Source organism: Pseudomonas azerbaijanoccidentalis (genome assembly GCF_019145495.1).
GTDB classification, from domain to species: domain Bacteria; phylum Pseudomonadota; class Gammaproteobacteria; order Pseudomonadales; family Pseudomonadaceae; genus Aquipseudomonas; species Aquipseudomonas azerbaijanoccidentalis.
In genome coordinates this window covers 529,014-549,190 of the sequence record NZ_JAHSTU010000001.1, presented here as the reverse complement: position 1 = coordinate 549,190, position 20,177 = coordinate 529,014, and the positions used below count along the sequence as shown (strand labels likewise).

Genomic DNA, 20,177 nt, shown 5'->3' with positions numbered 1-20,177 from the left:
AAGCCCAAGAACTTGAGGTATTTGCAATGCTGAAAGATTACCGCTCCCCGTGGATGACCGAGGACCTGGAGTCGTTTAACGACGTGGTCATGCGCTTCGGCAAGGAATACATGGAGCCCAATGAACTGAAGTGGCGTGAGCAGCACTTCGCCGATCGTTCTGCATGGCTCAAGGCCGGCGAATTGGGTCTGATTCTTCCGGATGTCTCAGAGGAGTACGGCGGTGCGGGTGGCGACATCGGCCACTACGTGTGCGTGGTCAATGCGATGAGCACCTTCGGCGGCGGTCTGGGCCTTGGCCTGAGCCATATCGTTGCGCACTACATCCTTGAATCCGGTACCGAAGCGCAGAAAAAGCACTGGCTGCCGAAGATCGGTTCCGGCGAGATCATCTGTGCCATTGCCATGACTGAACCGGGTGCTGGTTCCGACCTGCAATCGGTGCGCACCCGTGCGGTGAAGAATGGCGACAAATACGTCATCAACGGTGCCAAGACTTTCATCAGTAATGGCCAGACCTGCGACATGGTGCTGGTAATCGCCAAGACCGACATCACCCAAGGTGCCAAGGGCGTTTCGCTATTCATGGTCGACACCAACACCCCGGGTTTCCGTCGCGGCAAGCTGCTAAGCAAAGTCGGCATGCACGCCCAGGACACCTCGGAAATGTTCTTCGACGACGTCGAAGTGCCGGCTGACTGCCTGCTCGGTGAAGTGGAAGGGCAGGGCTTCTACACCCTGATGAGCCAGCTGCCTTACGAGCGCGCGCAAATCGGTGTCGGCGCCGTTGCGGTGATGGAGCGCGCCCTGCGCCTGACCGTGGAATACACCAAGGATCGCAAGGCCTTCGGCAAACCGGTGATCGACTTCCAGAACAGCCGCTTCGTGCTGGCGGACGCCAAGGCCACTGTGCTGGCGTCGCGGACCTTTGTCGACGTGATCATCCAGCGCTGGATCGACGGCACCCTCGACACCACGCTGGCGTCGATGGGCAAGTTCTGGCTCACCGAACGCCAGGGCGAAGTGCTCGATCGCTGCCTGCAACTGTTCGGTGGCTACGGCTACATGAACGAATACCCGATTGGCCGCATGTGGGCCGATGCCCGGGTTGCGCGCATCTACGGTGGCTCCAACGAGATTCAGCGCGAGGTCGTGGCGCGGTCGCTCTGACCGGCGAAGCACCGTGCGAGGCGTCGATAGTTCCAAATCGATTGAATAATAAAAAAGCAATTTGGAGTTTTCATGTACATCACTCAAGGGCTGCACCGTCATCTGCAGCAACGTCCCAATGCCGTGGCCATCCGTTCCGAGGGCCGCAGCATCACCTACGCCGAGTTCGGTGATCGCGTCGCACGCCTGGCCGGTGCATTGAAGGGCCTGAATGTCGGCAGTGGCGATCGCGTGGCCATGCTGTCATTCAACTCGCAACGCTTCATCGAGTATTACCAGGCTGTGCCGTGGGCCGATGCCGTGGTCAATCCGGTGAACTTTCGCTGGAGTCTGGCGGAGATCGTCTATTCCCTGGACGATTCCGAGACCACAGTGCTGATCGTCGACGATCACCACAAGGCACTCGGTGCCAAGGTGCGTGAACAGGCGAAAACCGTGCGTCTGGTGATCTACGCCGGTGACGGCGATACACCACCCGGGATGCTCAACTACGAAACGCTGATCGAAATCAGTACGCCCGTGGAAGACGCGCGTCGCGGAGGGGATGCGTTGCTGGGCATCTTCTACACCGGCGGCACCACCGGCCAGCCTAAAGGCGTGATGCTCAGCCATAGCAACGTGGCGTTCTCGGCGATGAACTCCTTGATCGCCGGACGTTGCAAACCGGGGACGACATTCCTCCACGCGATGCCCATGTTTCATCTGGCGGACTTCGCAGCAATGTCCTCCTGTTTCATCAGTGGTGCGACTCACGCGGTCTTGCAGACGTTTACCGCGCAAGGCGTTCTGCATGCCATTGACCGAGAGAAAGCCAATGAGGTGCTGCTCGCGCCAACCATGATCCAGATGCTGCTGGACTGGCACCAGGAACACGGTCGGGATCTGGATCTAAGCTCACTCAATCGAATCATCTACGGTGCCTCCACCATTACCCCGGCCTTGCTGGATCGGGCACGTGCGGTGTTCACCGATGCCAATTTCTCCCAAGGCTATGGCATGACCGAGCTCTCCCCGGCAGCAGCGATCCTGGACAGCGAATATCACAGCGCCGAGCATCAGGCGAGCGGCAAGATGTATTCGGCCGGCCTGCCGGTGCACTGCGCGGAAATTCGAGTCGTTGACGCCGATGACAACGAAGTACCGCGCGGGACCGTGGGCGAAATCATCGTGCGCGGTCCGAACGTGATGCTCGGCTACTGGAAAAAGCCGGAGGCCACTGCCGAGGCGCTGCGCGGCGGCTGGATGCACACCGGTGACGGCGGCTATATGGACGAGGACGGCTTCATCTACATCTGCGACCGCCTCAAGGACATGGTGGTCAGTGGCGGCGAAAACGTCTACTGCGGTGAGGTTGAAGCGGCCATCGGCAGCCATCCCGCCGTGGCACAAAGCGCCGTGATCGGCATTCCGTGCCAGAGGTGGGGTGAGACCGTGCATGCGGTGATCATTCTCAAGCCTGGCAGCAAAGCCAGCAGCGAAGAAATCATTGCCCACTGCCGCGAGCGGATTGCCGGCTACAAGGTGCCGCGCAGTGTCGAGTTCCGAGATTCACTGCCGCTGACCAGCGTCGGCAAGGTGCTCAAGACCGAACTGCGCAAACCTTTCTGGGACAACCAGCAACGCGGAATCGCCTGAACCATCACTGTCGCGCGGTCAGTACGGCCGCGCATTTTCTAATACCCGAGTCCAAACCGCATCCCCGGGTGTGGTCGGGGCTCTCTTGCGCCAAACCATCGGAGGACGCATGAGCAATACGGGATTGCGTGGAGCTTTTTACCCACACCTGCTGGCAGTCGCCGTCGCAGCCGCCGTTACCCCACAGGCTTTTGCCAAGGATTTCAGCATCGGTGAAATCGAAGGCAGTTTCGATTCCGCGCTGTCGGTGGGTGCCAGTTGGGCGGTACGTGGGCCGGACCCGGATTTCATCTCCAACTTCAACTCGCAGGGCGTTCGGGGCAACGCCTCAGCCCGCACCAACGATGACGGTCGCTTGAACTTCAAGAAGGGTGAAACCTTCTCGAAGATTTTCAAGGGCGTGCATGACCTGGAGTTGAAATACGGCGACAGTGGCGCCTTCGTGCGTGGCAAATACTGGTACGACTTCGAGTTGATGGACGAGAGCCGTTCGTTCTATGACATCGACGATCATGGCCGCCAGCGTGCGGCCAAATCCTCAGGCGCGATGTTCCTCGACAGCTTTGTCTATCACAACTACACCCTCGACGATCTTCAGGGCAACGTGCGTCTGGGCAAGCAAGTGGTGAGCTGGGGCGAAAGCACCTTCATCGGCAACTCGATCAACAGCATCAACCCGATCGACGTGGCGGCGCTGCGCCGTCCGGGGGCCGAGGTCAAGGAAGGTTTGATCCCGGTGAACATGCTGTACGTGTCTCAGGGGCTCTCGGAAAACATCACCGCCGAGGCGTTCTACCAGATCGAATGGGCGCCGTCGGTGATCGACAATTGCGGCACATTCTTCGGTAACGATGTGACGCCGGAAGGCTGCAACGACCGCGCCGTGCTGGCGGGGCTCGACCTGGCTCCGGGCGTGGCCAACAACACCGGGGCCCCTGGCCTTACGGATGACGCCTACATCCCGCGCACCAAGACCAAGGACGCCCGGGACAGCGGCCAGTTCGGCCTGGCCTTGCGCTGGTACGCGCCAGAACTCAACGACACCGAGTTCGGCGCCTACGCCATGAACTACCACAGCCGCAACCCCAGTCTGAACTTTACCCGCGCGACTAACGCCGCCAACGCGGTGACAGCGATTCGCAGCGCCAGCTACAACGTGGTCTACCCCGAAGATGTGCGCCTGTATGGCCTGAGCTTCGCCACTAACGCGATGGGTACTTCGCTGGGCGGCGAGGTGAGCTTCCGGCCGAACATGCCGCTGAACCTCAACGGCGCCGACATCAACCTGGCGGCCGTGGGCAATGCCGCTTCGCCACTGTTCGTCAGTGGCCAGTCCTCCAATGTCGCCGGGGCCAGCGTCGAGGGTTACAAGCGCATGCCGGTGCTGCAGGCGCAGATGAGTGCCACCCGATTCTTCGACCAGATCCTTGGCTCCGAGCGTCTGACCCTGGTGGGCGAGGTGGGCTACAACCACATCAACGGCCTTGGCTCCAGCGACGGCAGCGAGGAACGTTTCGGTCGCAACACTGCATTCGGCGCGGGCCAATTGGTTAATCAGGCGGTCTGCGCTGGCCAGGCCACACCGGTGCCCGGACAGCCCGGCGTTACCCGTCCGAGCAACCCGCAGCAGGAATGCAACAGCCACGGTTTCTATACCAGCGATTCCTGGGGCTACCGCCTGCGCGGCAAGCTCGAATACCCCAACGTGATTGCCGGCATCAACCTGTCGCCCAACATGGCGTGGTCCCACGACGTCAATGGCGTTGGCCCCAACTTCGAAGAAGGTGACAAGGCCGTCAGCCTGGGCGTGGATGCCGACTACATGAACACCTACACCGCCAGCCTCAGTTACACCGATTACTTCGGCGGAAAGTGGAATACCAACACTGATCGCGACTACGTCGCCCTCAGCTTCGGCGTGAACTTCTGACACTGGTCAGACGGAGATAATAAAAATGCAATCCAGCACTCTGATTAAAGCCTGCACTTTGACCCTGAGCCTGATCGCTACCAGCGTGATGGCAGCCGTCTCCCCCCAGGAAGCGGCGCAACTGGGCGCCACGCTGACACCCTTGGGCGGCGAAAAGGCCGGTAATGCCAGCGGTACCATTCCCGCCTGGACCGGTGGTCTCAAGCCCGGCGCCGCGCCGATGACCAACGACTTTCTCGGCAACCCCTTCGAAGGAGAAAAGCCGCAGTTCGTGATCACCGCGGCCAATGCTGCGCAGTACAAGGCCAACCTGACCGCCGGGCAATTGGCGATGTTCCAGCGCTACCCGGACACCTACAAGATCCCGGTGTACAAGTCGCAGCGCACGGCGTCAGCGCCTCAGGCGGTCTACGACGCGGTGAAGAAAAGTGCGGTGACCACCGAGGCTAGCAATGACGGCTACTCGCTGAAGTACTTCGAACAGTCGCGTTACTACGCTTTTCCAATTCCGAAAACCGGTCTGGAAGTGGTATGGAACCACTTGACCCGTTCTCGGGGCACCAACTTCATCAGCCGTCAAATACAGGCCACGCCGCAGGTTAACGGTGACTACACGCCGGTGGAAATCGAGTTTGCCACGGGGCTGCCATGGAAAATGAGCGACGCCAAGCCTGAGGACAGCGCCAACATCCTGTTCTATACCAAGCAAACCGTGACCGCGCCGGCGCGTCTGGCCGGTGGCGTGCTGCTGATCCATGAAACCCTCGATCAGATCAAGGAACCACGCATGGCCTGGGCCTACAACGCCGGCCAGCGCCGGGTACGGCGTGCGCCTCAAGTGGCTTATGACGGACCGGGCACTGCGGCCGACGGCATGCGCGTCGCCGACAACGCCGACATGTACAACGGCGCACCGGACCGCTACGACTGGAAGCTGATCGGCAAGAAAGAGGTGTACGTCCCTTACAACAACTATCTGCTGCAATCGCCGAAGTTGAAGTATGCCGACATCATCAAGCCCGGTCATATCAACCAGGACCTGACCCGCTACGAACTGCACCGCGTCTGGGAAGTGGAAGGCACCCTCAAGCCAGGCCAGCGCCATATCTACGCCAAGCGTCACATGTATTTCGACGAAGACACTTGGGCTGCCGTGGAAATCGACCAGTACGACGGTCGCGGTACGCTGTGGCGTGTCAGCGAAGGCTATCTGGTCAACGATTATCAGCAGGGCGTCGCTGTCTATGCCGCGATGGGTGTCTACGACTTGCTGGCCGGTCGCTACTTGGTATCGAACCTGGGTAACGAGAACAAGCGTGGCACCGACTACGCCTATCAGCCAACCATGAACGATTTCACCCCGGCAGCCCTGCGCAACGCCGGTATTCGCTAAGCCATTCCAGCTGTTCGTTCTCCCGCGAGGGCGAACGGCTGCCCCCTGTGCAACTGTCCGCTCACTGAATCTGGAGAAGAAACAATGTCGCAAAAACCTTACGTCGTTGGCGTGGGCATGATCCCGTTCGTCAAGCCCGGCACCAGCGGTACCTACATCGAAATGGGCTCGGAAGCGATTCGCCTGGCGCTGCAGGACGCGGGTGTGGATTACAAACTGATACAGCAGGCCTATGCCGGCTACGTGTACGGCGATTCCACCAGCGGTCAGGCCGCGCTGTATGAAGTGGGCATGAGCGGCATCCCGGTGATCAACGTCAACAACAACTGCGCCACTGGTTCGAGCGCGCTGTTCCTGGCGCGCCAGGCGGTGGAGAGCGGGGCGGTGGAATGCGCCTTGGCCTTTGGTTTCGAACAGATGCAACCGGGTGCTCTCAAAGGCAACTGGGACGACCGTCCGCGTGCCACCACGCACATGACCCAGTCGGTGATCGACGAACTGACTTCTGATATCGAAATCCCGAGCGCGCTGCGGATGTTCGGTGGCGCCGGTCGCGAACACATGCAGAAATACGGTACTCAGATGAGCACTTTCGCGGCGATCCGCGCCAAGGCCAGCCGTCATGCCGCCAACAACCCGCTGGCGCTGTTTCGCAAGGTGGTCACCACCGAAGATGTGATGAACGACATGGTGATGTGGCCAGGCGTGATGACCCGCCTGATGGCTTGCCCGCCTACCTGTGGCGCCGCGGCAGCGATCATCTGCTCTGAAGCGTTCGCCAGGAAACATGGCCTGCGCACTGACGTGGTGATCCTTGCGCAATCGTTGACCACCGACAAACCGGTCTGCTTCGAATCGCGCTCGATGATCGAAGTGGTCGGTTTCGATATGGCCCAGCGTGCAGCCCGGGAAGTGTACGAGAAGGCCGGTGTCGACCCACTGGACATCCGCGTCGCCGAAATGCACGACTGCTTCGCCCATAACGAGTTGTTGACCTACGAATCGCTGGGGTTGTGCGATGTCGGGGGTGCCGAGAAATTTGTACTCGACGGCGACAACACCTACGGCGGCCAAGTGGTGACCAACCCGTCTGGCGGCTTGCTGTCGAAAGGACACCCATTGGGCGCTACCGGTTTGGCGCAGTGCTACGAGCTGACCCAACAACTGCGCGGCAACGCCGACAAGCGTCAGGTCGAAGGCGTGAATGTGGCATTGGCGCATAACCTGGGCCTGGGTGGCGCGTGTGTGGTGACGCTGTACGGTCGCGCTTGATACATCCGGCGGCGCATGCCGCCAAACCTGCAATAATGGGTGCACCCACTCTACCGTAGGAGCTGCCGCAGGCTGCGATCTTTTGATCTTGCTTGCAAAAAATCAAAGTCAAAAGATCGCAGCCTGCGGCAGCTCCTACGGGGGTTTGTGTCATGCGCGCAGGTTGTGTTCAGCGTGGATCTCTGTGGGAGCTGGCTTGCCAGCGATGAGGCCAACACAGCCACAGATGCGTGAACCAAAAAACGCCGGCCCTCAAGGAAAGGGCCGGCGTCGCTTGCTGAAGGTATGTGATGAGCGTCAACAACATCCCTTCATGGGCGCTTACTCGCTCTTGGCAACCTGATCCACTTTCTGCATGCGGCTGGTATCCATGAGCACCATGCCGAAGGCCATGCCGTACATGATCCGGCCTTGTTTATCGACTTTCATCGGCGCGTACATGCCATTGAAAACCGGGTCGCTGCCCGTGGCGATTTCCAGGACGGTCTTGCCGGTATCCAGGTCCATGCCGAGGTGATAACCCTCGCCCAAGCGATCGGCATAGAAGCCGTTGATCAGGGCCATGCGGCTGCCACCACTGATCATGGGTACGATCGAAATCGAGCCGACGTCAGTGCGCGTCCACAGGGTATTCCACTGGTCCTTGGCGTGGTCCCACTTGAACATCGCCACACCGCTTGGAGCCGGGCGGGTCATGCCATTGAGCATTGTCACGTAGTAACCGGATTTGTGCAGAACCGGTTTTTCCACGGCGGGGATGTTGTTGACCACAAACGCATGGCCGTCATACACCGCCACCGATTGTTCCGATTGCACGGTTGGGATATCCGGCCCCAGGTCAACCTCACGCTGATCGGCCACGCGCGGCGACGAGGTGCCGGGTTTCTGCTTCCAGCCAGCCGGAATCTTGTCGCGCCACATGGCGACGATGTTCATCTTTTTCGCGCCGTCGGTGAACACCACCAGTTTGTCTTCGTCCGGGCCGTAACCCATCAAGGTTGGAGTGGAGCCTGTGCCATCGGCGATTTTGATCGAAGTGAAGCGCGGGCCGCGCTCGTAAGGTGCTTTCCACGCCCCGCTGGCGTCGTCGGCGTGGATCTTGCCTTGCTTGTCGACGACCAGTCGGTACATGTTCTGGTTGGAAGCTACGTACACCGCGCCGCCGTCGACTTCCGGGCCCGTGGCGAAAGAGTTGAGGAACAACTCGTCGCTGCCTTCCACGCGGTAGCTGTCGATCAGTTTCAACGTGGTGCGGTCGAGGGTGGCAACTGTGCCGCCCATGGTATTGACCACCAGGAAGCCGTTCGGCGTCATGCCCATGCCGAAAGTCGTGTCCACCGGGATATTCATCCCGCGCCGGGTTTTTTCGTTGTCGAACAAGCTATCCGGAAGTTGCACTTCCTGGGTGAGCTTCATGCCCGAACCCGGGTCCTTGTGGTCGTTCTGGTCGATACGGAATACACGGCGTGCGCTGGCGCCGATAAAAGCGTCGTCGCGAGTCAGCAGCGAATAAATGGCCCCGCCCAACAGCTGATCTGTGGTGCCGGTGAGCATGCGGTTCGGTTGCGCACTCATGTAGTCGAGCAGACCCTTTTCATCCTTGGCCTCAAGGAACTTGCGGGTTTCGGCGGCTTGCTGCAAGCGTTGGTCGGGGGTGATCGGCTGATAGTTGGGCAGTTTGACCGGCAGATCGACACGGGCCACTTCAGTGAACTTGAAGTCATCCTCGATCTTCACCTTGCGCAGCGAAAAACCGGCCCAGAACCAATACAGATCGGTGTCGCCAACTTTATCGGTGTACTGCACCAGGCTTGCCGATTCATTGGGCAGTATGCGGTAGGCATCCGGGGTCATTTTGTAGATCCCGCGTGGCACGGCGATGTCGGTGCTGTCCGACGCGCCGTCGTTCCAGTGCGTCTGGTTGTTGTAGGACTGCGCCAGATACGGGTTGACCGGCGCGCTCTGGCCGGCGATGGCCAATACCGGAACAGTCAGGCAGCTGGCCAGTAACGCCCAATGCGTACGTAAAGCAAACATGTCGTCTTCCTTTGTTTTGTTGTTATTACTAGCGGAGGAGAGGCCCAGAGTAGCCATGCAGATTTCGTCCTATAGCCCCCCATGGCGGGGGGCAGGTTTCGGGGTAGGTGCTCTGCTAGCGTATCGGCCATGTTTCGCGCATCGCGGGCGACTATCGCTCCGTCGCCAGCTCCCCCATGAATAAGGAAAAAAGCATGCTCTCGGGTATCAAAATCGTAGAAATCTGTGGCATCGGCCCGGGACCGTTCTGTGCCATGCACCTGGCCGACCTGGGCGCAGATGTCATCGCCGTGGAGCGCGCCGAGTCTGTCTCGATTACTGGCGAAGCCAACGCACCAGCCAACCCGCTGAACCGCGGCAAGCGCTCGGTGGTGGCAGATTTGAAAAGCCCTGAAGGGCGCGAAACGGTTTTGAAACTGATCGAAAGCGCAGACGTCCTGATCGAGGGCATGCGCCCCGGCGTCATGGAGCGTTTGGGCCTCGGACCGAATGAATGCCAGGCGCGCAACCCACGCTTGGTCTACGGACGCATGACTGGTTGGGGCCAGAACGGGCCGATGGCCAGCGCCGCCGGCCACGACAACAATTACATCGCGCTGTCCGGTGCGCTGTATCACAGCGGCACCGCCGGTGAGGCACCTTCATCGCCCATCACGCTGATTGGCGATATCGGGGGTGGCGCGCTGTATTTGGCAGTCGGTGTATTGGCGGGCGTTCTCAATGCCCGACAGACCGGCAAAGGCACCGTGGTCGATGCGGCCATCGTCGACGGTTCGGCGCACATGATGCAGCTGATGATGTCGCTGTCACGCCGGGGTTTGCTGCAAGAACAACGCGGTAAAAGCGTACATGACGGCTCGCATTTCTACGCCACGTATCGCTGTGCTGACGACCAGTATGTGGCGCTCGGCTCGATGGAGCCGCAGTTCTATGCGTTGCTGTTGAAAAAGCTCGGTTTGCAGGATGACCCACGTTTCGCCAGGCAATGGGACATGAAGCGTTGGGACGAACTGCGCGGGCTGCTGGCCGAGGTGTTTGCCGCTCAGCCGCGCGCGCACTGGTGCGACCTGCTCGAAGGCACCGATGTGTGTTTTGCGCCAGTGTTGAGTCCCCGCGAGGCCGCGCAACATCCACATATGATGGAGCGGGGCGTGTACTTCGAACGCGACGGCATGTTGCAAGCCAGTCCCGCGCCGCGATTCGATGGCCAGGTGGCGACGCCTGGGGCGATTCCGACACGGGGTGCGCACACCGCCGAAGTGCTGGCCGGTCTTGATGGTTACGACCTCTGCGCTGTCTGGCGGTCCTGATCTCTGGACATCAACGAAGCTTTGACGCAGGCCGACAGTCTGTTTGCCCTTGGGCGTTTCGATGAGGCAAGGCGTTGGCTGGCGCTGGCGACCAGGGCTGCTGCGCTGTCAGGTGCGGAAGACGTCAGCCCGGCGGTGACGGCGATGCAGAGTCTCATCGACTTGACGCAGGGCTCACTGGCAATGGCCAGAGTCCGTCTCGAGTGTTTTGCGGCAGTGACGGCGTCGCCACAACAAAGGGGCATGCCAGATGTCGTGCAGGCCCTTGTGCTGTACGAGAGCGGTTCGCTGGACCAGGCACAACGACTGCTCAGCCAATCCCCATGTTCCACCACCGAAGACAGCTCGACGGACGCGCTGATACTTGGCCGTCTGCTTCTGGCCAGGATTGCCTGGTCACAGGGCGAAGTGTCCAACAGTTTTCTGCACTTGGCCCTGCTTGAGCAAAGCGCCCGTGACCGCACCTGCAGTCGCATCCACTGCGCTGTGTGGATTGAGCGTGCCCGGGTTGCGACGCTACAGGGGCGAATTGACGAGGCGGGTCACGCCGTCGCTCAAGCGGAGCGACACGGCGCCTTGGCACGTATGGACGTGCTGGGGCCATCCAATGAGGTGGAAACGCCAGGGCTCGCTCGGGTGCGTCTGCACATTGCACAAGGGCATTTTTCAGCGGCAGCTCAAGTATTGCGTCCAGCCATTGAACAGGCCCGGCAATGCGGTCGTTTGCGTCTAAAACTGAAGTTGAGCTTACTGTTGGCGGTGAGTAACGAGGGCATGGGGAAACACGCGGCGGCGATGGCTGAACTGGATTCACTGTTGCCGTTTGCCGGCGAAGAAGGCTGGCGCAGCACGTTTGTCGAAGAGGGCGCCAGTGTGACCACATTGTTGCAACGCTGGATGCAAAGATTTCATAGCCGCGGCAGCGAATCCAAAATCGTGCCGGAATTTGTCGGGGATCTGCTCAAGCGTCTGGATACTCGGGGCGCTGTCTCTTTCGCGGCCAGCGTTGTGCAGCCAGTACATGCCAGGCTCACCGAGCGCGAGCATGAGGTCCTAAACCTGCTCGCGCATGGTCGTCAGAACGGCGTGATCGCCGCGAGCATGGGGCTTTCCAGCCACACGGTAAAGGCACATCTGCGCAACATCTATCGCAAGTTGGGCGCCCACGGCCAGATCGAAGCCGTCACCATCGCCAGGGCACTGGGGCTGCTGGACGAAACCGGTGAGCCCAAAGCAGCCCCTTCACAGCAGCGCGCCTGTCGCCCTGGCCCGCATCACCGCTTGGGCTCGCCGGGTCACCCCCAATTTGCTGTTGATGTGCTTGATGTGCGCCTTGACCGTATTGGTCGAAATGTACAGGCGCTCGCTGATCTCCCGGTTTGAGAAACCTTCGGCCAGCAACTCCAGCACGGCCATTTCACGCCCGGTGAGTTTTTCATGATGGGTCAAACTCATGGCCGGTTTGATGATCGGGGACGCCTTGGCTTCACTGATCAACAAATTGAAAGCACCGGAATTAGGCGATGGCTGTCGCGGTTGCGGCCGTTCTTGTACAGGTTGTGTGAGGCTTTCCAGCAAACCTGACGCCTTCGCTTGAAGGCCGTGAAAATTCAGCCGCCGACATTCGTGCAATGCCATTTCCAGTCGCCTGGAAGCTTCCCGCGTCAGTCCGTTACCGTGTTCGGCGATGGCTAGCAGTAACTGGCTGTGCACCGCCAACGATGGCACATGAATGCTGGTCAGCCGTGCGGCGGAGCCACGCAAGTATTGCTCGATCATCTGCGCCATGAGCAGCGCCTGTTTCCAGTTTTTCTGGTGAATAAGGACGCTCAGGGTTTGCAGGTTAAGTACGCCTCGATAGCTGCTTTCCTGGACATGGGCGCATTGCATTTGCCGTTCGGCGTCCTGCAGGCAAGCGAAGGCGCGCTGGAAATCACCCCGGCAGGCAGAGACTTCCGAGAGGCCCATCAGTGCTTGCAGCAGACACAGGGCATGATCGGGCATCAACTGCAGGGCCTGGCCGAGGGCACGCTCGCTATTGTCCAGTTCACCTCGTTGCAGATGCAGCTTGCCCTGCAACACCCGCAAGCGTCCGAGCAACATCACATGGCGATCGCCATCGGCCCGCAGCAGCAACAGATTCTCTTGCAGCAGACGTTCGGCCAGATCGCTTTCCCCGCACAGAATCATCAGGCAGATACGCTGGATATTGGTCAGCACCTCCCTGACCAGGCTGCCCTGGCGACGGGCCTGTTCGAGGGAGAGCATAAGGATCTGCTGGGCTTGAAGGGTCTCGCCCTTACTCATGGCCAGCCGCGCAAGAATGACCGTACAGACAAACGACACATGCTGATCATCTTCACCCAGATGATCCAACGCTGCGCGGCAGTGCTCCATGGCCCGCGTGTCGTTGCCTAAAAGACCGTGAATCGTGCCCCACAACGCTTGCCATATCGCCAGCATGCGGCGGTTCTGTTCGGCTGAGGGTTGTGGCAGGAAACGACTCAATTGCTCAATGCAAGTTTGCGCTTCATCCAGGCGGGTGTTCATCAATAAGGCGCAAGTATTGAGGACCACCAGTTGCGGCGTGCTTGTTTGCAAACTCCCGGGTAACTGAATGCGCCAATCGAGCAGGCGCGGCAGATTGCGCTCGGCCAGCAGCCAATCCGGATTCAAGGTGGTTATGTAACTAGCCGCGACGTCCGGACGGTTGGCACTGAAGGCGAGGTCGATGGCATCCTCGATACATCCCGATGCACTCAACCCTCGGCAAGCGCGCAGGCGTAATTGGTTGAGTTCGCCAAGATCGTCCGGTCCCCGTAATGCCTGCGCCACGGCGGGTAGCATGCGGTGCCATTGTCCAGAACTGTCCAGTGGCTGGAAGAACCCCTGCCAGAGCAGCAATCGGCGCAATGACGCCTTGTCATAAGGATCCTCCCAGAGGTCGGCGCACAAGTTTTCGCTGAACCGTGGCAGATAGGCCAGCCCTCGCAGCAAACGGCATTCCTGCGCATTCAAATGTGAGAGCAGTTCACGCTCAAGGTAGTCGCTTAACATTCGCCCACCACCGTGTGTACTGCCGGGGGACGCCAGAAGCAAACGCAGGCCGGCACACCACCCAAACGTCTGCCGCCACATCACCTCGAGACCCGCGTCCGACGTCGCCGGCGCGAGCAATCGCACAAGGTCATCTGATTCCTTGCGGGACAGCGCCAGTGCGTGGCTATCGAGTTCCAGCAACTCGCCTTCAAGCAACAGCCGCGGCAGGTTCCAGGCCGGACGTTGGCGACAGCTGACCCACAGTTGAACGGGGGCGGAGGAGTGCAGCAGCAGGTGGTCGATCCAGGTGTCGAGCTCGGGAGCGGCCGCGATGGGAAAGTCGTCCAGGATCAGCGTGCAAGGCGCTTTCAGTCTTTCCAGAAAAACCAGCAACGCAGGGCCTGAATCGACGGGATCTGGTTGATCGCCAAACTGCTCGGCGATGCGCGTGCAGAACTGCGCCAGAGAAAGCGATTGTCCGGCCAGTTTGATTTGCACGACACGTGACGGGGAAACGGACCGAGTCACGCATTGCCTGATCAACGCGGTTTTGCCAAAGCCGGCAGGCGCGCAGAGCAAGCACAGGCGTCGCGGTTTTTCGAGCATCAATGCCACAAGATCATCGCGTCCCAGGAATCGAGGCAAGGGGCAGGGCGTATCGTCGAGCGGCAGGCTGACCAGGTTGCCGGTCTGCAGAGCAACGGTTGAAAGAGACTGCGACATTTCACTCTCCCGTACCGCAGGGCAACGAGCCGGCGGCTCCCCCACAGCATGCTGGTCACTGAATGGTTCCTGCGCGCAAGAATCCGCAGGTCGGTCATGACAGGCAATACCCTTTTCGGTTGAAACGGTGACGCTTACCTCGAAAGCGCAGGTGGCGTTACTTCCTGTATCGGTAGCAGATGGCTAATCACCCGTACGGGTAATCCGAAATCACCCCATCAGGGAATGTCCCGACTGGCTGCTCGATCCCTACTGTTGGCGCTCCAACACAACCGTAGTTCGGGGAGCCGCATGACAAAAACAACAAAGTGCGCAGTTTTTCAACCGCATCTGCTGGCAGCAGCCGTTGCTCTGGGGATTAGCGCGCAGGCTTACGCTGTCAACTTCAGCATGGGTGAGATTGAGGGGAGTTTTGATTCATCGTTGTCGGTGGGCGCCAGTTGGGCCATGCGCGCACCGGATCCGGATTTCATCTCTAACTTCAATTCCCAGGGCGTTCGGGGGGGCGCCTCGGCGCGGACCAACGATGACAATCGCCTGAATTTCAAGAAGGGCGAAACCTTCTCGAAGATCTTCAAGGGCGTGCATGACCTGGAGTTGAAATACGGCGACAGTGGCGCCTTCGTGCGGGGCAAGTATTGGTACGACTTCGAACTGATGGACGAAAGCCGTTCGTTCTATGACATCGACGATCATGGCCGCCAGCGTGCGGCGAAATCGTCCGGGGCGATGTTCCTCGACAGCTTTGTCTACCACAACTACAACATCGACGAATTGCAGGGCAACGTGCGTTTGGGCAAGCAAGTCGTAAGCTGGGGCGAAAGTACCTTCATCGGCAACTCGATCAACAGCATCAACCCGATCGACGTGGCGGCGCTGCGCCGTCCCGGGGCCGAGGTCAAGGAAGGTTTGATCCCGGTGAACATGCTGTACGTGTCTCAGGGGCTCTCGGAAAACATCACCGCCGAGGCGTTCTACCAGATCGAATGGGCGCCGTCGGTGATCGACAATTGCGGCACATTCTTCGGTAACGATGTGACGCCGGAAGGCTGCAACGACCGGGCAGTAATTGCCGGCCTTGACCTGCCGCCAGGGGTCGCGAGCAACAGCCGCTCGGGTCTGGCGGTAGCGGGTACGGGCGCGCAGGGTGGTGGTGTGGATGATGCCTACGTACCGCGAACCAAGACCAAGGATGCCCGCGACAGCGGACAATTTGGTCTCGCCTTGCGCTGGTTTGCCCCCGATTTGAACGACACCGAATTCGGTGCCTATTTCCTCAACTACCACAGCCGTAACCCGAACCTCGACTTCACCCGCGGGACCGTTACCGCCAATACTGGCGCTGGCGCCGCGACGGTACCTGGCGCGATCAACTCGATCCGTACCGCGAGCTACCACGTGGTCTATCCCGAGGACATCCGTCTTTACGGTCTGAGTTTCGCGACCAACATGGCGGGTACTTCACTGGGCGGCGAAATCAGCTACCGGCCGAACATGCCGTTGCAACTGAACGGCGCTGACTTGAACCTGGCGGCAACGGGTAACAAGAACGCACCGCTGTTCATCGCCGGTCAATCGCAAAACCTCCCGGGTGCGCCACTGCATGGTTATGAGCGGATGCCGGTACTGCAAACCCAACTCAGTGCTACGCGGTTCTTCGATCAAGTCATGGGCGCCAGTCGCCTGACGCTGGTGGGAGAGGTTGGTTACAACCGTATCAACGGCCTGGGCGACGCCGACGGCAGCGACCTGCGCTTTGGCCGCAGTACGATTTTCGGGGCCGGCGCGTTGGCGACTGGAGCGGGGCCGGGCGCAACCGGTCCACAGACTTGTGCCGGGGCACCGAGCCAGGTGCCAGGTGCCGCTGCCGGCGTCACTCGGCCCAGCAACCCGCAGCAGGAATGCAACAGCCACGGTTTCTACACCACCGACTCTTGGGGTTACCGGCTGCGTGGCCGGCTGGATTACCCGAATGTGTTCGCTGGCGTGAACCTGGCACCGAACATCGCCTGGTCCCATGACGTCGATGGCAACGGCCCGAACTTCGAAGAAGGCCTCAAAGCCGTAAGCGTAGGGCTGGATGCCGATTACGCCAACCTCTACACCGCCAGTCTGAGCTACACGGATTTCTTCGGCGGCCATTTCAACACCAACGGCGACCGCGATTATGTGGCGCTCAGCCTTGGCGTGAACTTTTGATAGCCCAACAGCATAGGATCGAGAACATGAAAAAAATCATTCTTGTTGCATGCGGAACCCTGGCGCTGAACCTGCTCTCTGCCAGCATCATGGCCGCCGTCGCACCGGAGGAAGCGGCAAAACTGGGCACCACCCTTACACCCCTGGGCGGTGAAAAAGCCGGCAACGCCAGCGGTACCATTCCCGCCTGGACCGGTGGTCTCAAGCCCGGCGCCGCGCCGATGACCAACGACTTTCTTGGCAACCCGTTTGAAGGGGAGAAGCCACAGTTCGTGATCACTGCCGCCAATGTCGCGCAGTACAAGGACAAGCTGACACCGGGGCAGTTGGCGATGTTCACGCGCTATCCGGACACCTACAAAATCCCGGTGTACAAGACCCAGCGCACGGCGTCAGCGCCGCAGGAGGTTTACGACGCGGCGAAGAAAAGTGCATTGACTACCGAGGCGGTCAATGATGGCTATGCGCTGAAAAACTTCGAACAATCGCATTACTACGCTTTCCCGATTCCGAAAAACGGGCTTGAGGTAGTGTGGAACCACCTGACCCGCTCACGCGGCACCAACTTCATTAACCGCCAGGCCCAGGCCACGCCACAGGTCAACGGTTCTTACACCATCGTCGACATAGAAATTGCCGCCGGTTTGCCGTGGAAGATGGCGGACGCCAAGCCCGAGGACAGTGCCAATATCCTGTTTTTTGCCAAGCAGACGGTCACAGCTCCGGCGCGCATGGCCGGCAGCGTACTGCTCATCCACGAGACCCTTGACCAGGTCAAACAACCGCGCATGGCCTGGGCCTATAACGCCGGGCAGCGTCGCGTTCGCCGGGCGCCGCAAGTGGCCTACGACGGCCCGGGCACTGCCGCTGACGGCATGCGCGTCGCCGACAACGCCGACATGTACAACGGTGCACCGGATCGCTACGACTGGAAGCTGATCGGCAAGAAAGAAATCTACGTGCCCTACAACAACTATCAGCTGCAATCGCCGAAGTTGAAGTATGCGGACATCATCAAGCCTGGCCACATCAACCAGGACCTGACCCGCTACGAACTGCACCGGGTGTGGGAAGTGGAGGGCACGCTCAAACCGGGAGAACGGCACATCTACGCGAAACGCCACATGTACTTCGATGAAGACACCTGGGCAGCGGTGGAAATCGATCAGTACGACGGTCGTGGTGCACTGTGGCGCGTCAGTGAAGGTTACCTGGTCAACGATTACCAGCAGGGTGTCGCGGTGTACGGCGCGATTGGTATTTACGATTTGCTGGCCGGTCGTTACCTGGTGTCGAACCTGGGCAACGAAAACAAACGCGGTACCGACTACTCCTACCAGCCAACCATGGCTGACTTCACCCCGGCGGCCCTGCGCAACGCGGGCATCCGATAGGCTGCGTCCCCGGTCCTCCAGACCCTCGTGGCTGGAGGACCACACACGCCGGATCAATCCAGCCAGCCACGTTCACGGGCGATGGCCAGTGCCTGGATACGACTGCGGGCGCCGAGTTTGACGTTGATTTTGTGCAGGTGGCTTTTCACCGTGCATTCGCTGAGGAACATCTTTTGTGCGATAGCCCGATTGCGCAGGCCGGCAGCCAGCAGTCGCAAGACCTGTGTTTCCCTCGCGGTTAATGGTGCGCAGCGATTGTCATCGTTTTCGGTTGTCTTCAATGTGCCCGTCACCATGCCGGGTTGTTGAAGCAGACGAGCGACAAATTCCGGATTGATTGCTTGATCAGTCTGCCCGGATCGAAGGCTGATCCAGCGTCGCAACAGCACTGCCAGAGGGGCACCTTCTTCGACAAACACCTGGAGGGCGTCTTCTTGTTCGGCCAGCCGCACTGCCTGATCAAGTGCCAACATGGCCAACCGTGTGCGCTTTTTTCCGTCCTGGGCCATGGCCAATAACACGAGCCATTTGATTTCGAGGTGTGGACGCCGAACAGCCTGTGCATTGCCGATGGCGGCAAGCAGGTCATTGATGGCAGCACTGAAGTTACCCTGGGCGATGTTCAAGCGTTGCCGGGCGATCAGCAGATTGTCGAGTTCGTCAATGGCCAACAAGCTGTCAGAGTGCGCGGGCCCACCCACACTGTGCGCAGATTGTAGGGCCAGTTGCGCCACGTCCAGGTGCTTGTGCAAGGTCGCCACCCGGACTCGCTCAAGCCAGGCTGTACGCTGTAGGCGGTCAGAGCCTGAACGTTGGCCGAACCGCTCGAGTTCCAGTACCAGGCGCAGCCAGGTTTCGCGCTCTCCACGCGCCAACGCAAGGCGCGCCTTCAATAGATGGGGGGTGTAGGACATGCCAATGACTCGGTAAATCCAGCCACCATCCTCGGTTTTTTACCAACCGGCGAGGAGCAAAAATCGCGAGGTCCAATGTCCTTCCGTCCTACGTTCCTTCGGACGTCAGGCGCATGCTCCGCCGCTTCATACCTTCGACCGTCGATACGCCAGCGGACTGCCCATAGCATTGAAAGCAGCTCTGAACGTCATCTTCATTCAAGGTAAATCGCGCAATGAACCGTCGTATTTCCGCGCTAGCTGGAACAAGTCGAAGGCTTGATGGCGGCGTCATGTTCGGCAACACACCTCGCTCGCGTTGGTCTGACTGGATTAGTCCCGATCACGAAAACCAGATCCGGCTCGCGTCACGAGCCTTACTGGTGCAAGAGGGGCAGAAAAACATTCTGGTACTGGCCGGCAGTGAAGCACTCCTGGCACCGTTGCCACGCACATGCCGCTGTCAACAGCCCACCAAGGGGTTGCTTGATGCGCTAGCCCAGCACGGCTTGGGCGAGGACGACATTCATATCGTGGTGCTCGTTCACGTGCATGCTCGGCTCTCGTCGCGACTGCGCAGCGCCATCGCGGACGGTGAAACGCCGCGCCTGTTATTCCCCCACGCCCGTTACCTCGTGGGCGAGCGCCATTGGGACCGCGCGCGTCATCCCCATCCGCGTGATCGGGAGTTGTTTGTTTCCTCAATTCTCCACCGGCTGGAAGCGAGCGATCGTCTTTCTTTGCTCAAGGGGACTGCCAGCGAGCTGCTCGGCAGTGGTTGGCATTTCCATCTCAGCGACGGCTATACCCCCGGGCAATTGATGCCGGAAATCGCCATGCCGGGCGGGCCTGTGCTGTTCGCCGGCGACCTGATCCCCGGAAGCCATTGGCTGGAGTTGGCGGTCACCAGTGGTTATGACCGCAACCCCGAATGCCTGGTCGGTGAAAAAGAACGCTTGCTCGATCACCTCGTCAACGAACGCGGGCGAATTTTTTTCAGCCGCGATCCGGACGTGGCGATGGTCAAGGTGATGCGTGACAGGCAATCGCGTTACCTGGCGTTCGACCTGTATCGCGCACTCCATCAATTCGAACACTGAGTCAGGGTCCGCCACCCACCCTACGTGGGGAGTTCTGCGCGCGGCGCTAACACCTGAGCATGGTTCAAACGCTCCCTGACAGG

The 20,177-nt window shown here is 59.9% G+C and carries 12 protein-coding genes and 1 pseudogene; 10 read left to right on the top strand and 3 right to left on the bottom strand.

The window, feature by feature from the left end; translation table 11 throughout:
• Nucleotides 1–26 precede the first annotated feature (26 nt).
• From KVG88_RS02380 to KVG88_RS02360, 5 genes are all read left to right on the top strand, one after another.
• Nucleotides 27–1,169, top strand: a complete 1,143-nt coding sequence (locus KVG88_RS02380; protein ID WP_217870197.1) for an acyl-CoA dehydrogenase family protein — start codon at nucleotides 27–29, stop codon at nucleotides 1,167–1,169.
• Nucleotides 1,170–1,241: 72 nt separating this feature from the next.
• Nucleotides 1,242–2,804 carry a long-chain-fatty-acid--CoA ligase gene (locus KVG88_RS02375; protein WP_217870196.1) on the top strand — a complete coding sequence of 521 codons (1,563 nt, stop codon included), beginning with the start codon at nucleotides 1,242–1,244 and terminating at the stop codon, nucleotides 2,802–2,804.
• Nucleotides 2,805–2,913: 109 nt separating this feature from the next.
• Complete coding sequence (locus tag KVG88_RS02370) at nucleotides 2,914–4,734, top strand: DUF1302 domain-containing protein (RefSeq protein ID WP_217870195.1); 1,821 nt, start codon at nucleotides 2,914–2,916, stop codon at nucleotides 4,732–4,734.
• A 25-nt stretch (nucleotides 4,735–4,759) separates the two neighbouring features.
• Entirely contained in the window at nucleotides 4,760–6,127 is a 1,368-nt protein-coding gene (locus KVG88_RS02365; RefSeq protein WP_217870194.1) for a DUF1329 domain-containing protein, read from the top strand.
• 84 nt (nucleotides 6,128–6,211) lie between these two features.
• Nucleotides 6,212–7,399, top strand: a complete 1,188-nt coding sequence (locus KVG88_RS02360; protein WP_217870193.1) for a lipid-transfer protein — start codon at nucleotides 6,212–6,214, stop codon at nucleotides 7,397–7,399.
• 321 nt (nucleotides 7,400–7,720) lie between these two features.
• Here the strand turns inward: KVG88_RS02360 and KVG88_RS02355 are convergent, their stop codons facing one another.
• Nucleotides 7,721–9,436 (bottom strand): hypothetical protein, encoded by a 1,716-nt coding sequence (locus KVG88_RS02355; protein ID WP_217870192.1) that lies wholly within the window; start codon nucleotides 9,434–9,436, stop codon nucleotides 7,721–7,723.
• 194 nt (nucleotides 9,437–9,630) lie between these two features.
• Here KVG88_RS02355 and KVG88_RS02350 point away from each other — a divergent pair, with 194 nt between their 5' ends.
• The gene (locus tag KVG88_RS02350) at nucleotides 9,631–10,746 is read left to right on the top strand and encodes a CaiB/BaiF CoA transferase family protein (protein WP_217870191.1); all 1,116 of its coding nucleotides are present in this window, start codon (nucleotides 9,631–9,633) and stop codon (nucleotides 10,744–10,746) included.
• A gap of 21 nt (nucleotides 10,747–10,767) precedes the next feature.
• Nucleotides 10,768–11,928: pseudogene (locus KVG88_RS02345) on the top strand (LuxR C-terminal-related transcriptional regulator); the annotation flags it as partial.
• A gap of 60 nt (nucleotides 11,929–11,988) precedes the next feature.
• Here KVG88_RS02345 and KVG88_RS02340 read toward each other — a convergent pair.
• Nucleotides 11,989–14,508, bottom strand: coding sequence for a LuxR C-terminal-related transcriptional regulator (locus KVG88_RS02340; protein WP_217870190.1), 2,520 nt, complete (start codon nucleotides 14,506–14,508; stop codon nucleotides 11,989–11,991).
• 291 nt (nucleotides 14,509–14,799) lie between these two features.
• Here KVG88_RS02340 and KVG88_RS02335 point away from each other — a divergent pair, with 291 nt between their 5' ends.
• Both KVG88_RS02335 and KVG88_RS02330 read left to right on the top strand, forming a co-directional pair.
• Nucleotides 14,800–16,707 (top strand): DUF1302 domain-containing protein, encoded by a 1,908-nt coding sequence (locus tag KVG88_RS02335; RefSeq protein ID WP_217870189.1) that lies wholly within the window; start codon nucleotides 14,800–14,802, stop codon nucleotides 16,705–16,707.
• 26 nt (nucleotides 16,708–16,733) lie between these two features.
• Nucleotides 16,734–18,101, top strand: coding sequence for a DUF1329 domain-containing protein (locus KVG88_RS02330; protein WP_217870188.1), 1,368 nt, complete (start codon nucleotides 16,734–16,736; stop codon nucleotides 18,099–18,101).
• 53 nt (nucleotides 18,102–18,154) lie between these two features.
• On the opposite strand, the gene KVG88_RS02325 is transcribed toward KVG88_RS02330, so the two are convergent.
• Entirely contained in the window at nucleotides 18,155–19,015 is an 861-nt protein-coding gene (locus KVG88_RS02325; protein WP_217870187.1) for a LuxR C-terminal-related transcriptional regulator, read from the bottom strand.
• Nucleotides 19,016–19,230: 215 nt separating this feature from the next.
• Between KVG88_RS02325 and KVG88_RS02320 the strand changes: the two genes are divergently transcribed.
• Nucleotides 19,231–20,094 carry an MBL fold metallo-hydrolase gene (locus tag KVG88_RS02320; RefSeq protein WP_217870186.1) on the top strand — a complete coding sequence of 288 codons (864 nt, stop codon included), beginning with the start codon at nucleotides 19,231–19,233 and terminating at the stop codon, nucleotides 20,092–20,094.
• Nucleotides 20,095–20,177: the final 83 nt, after the last annotated feature.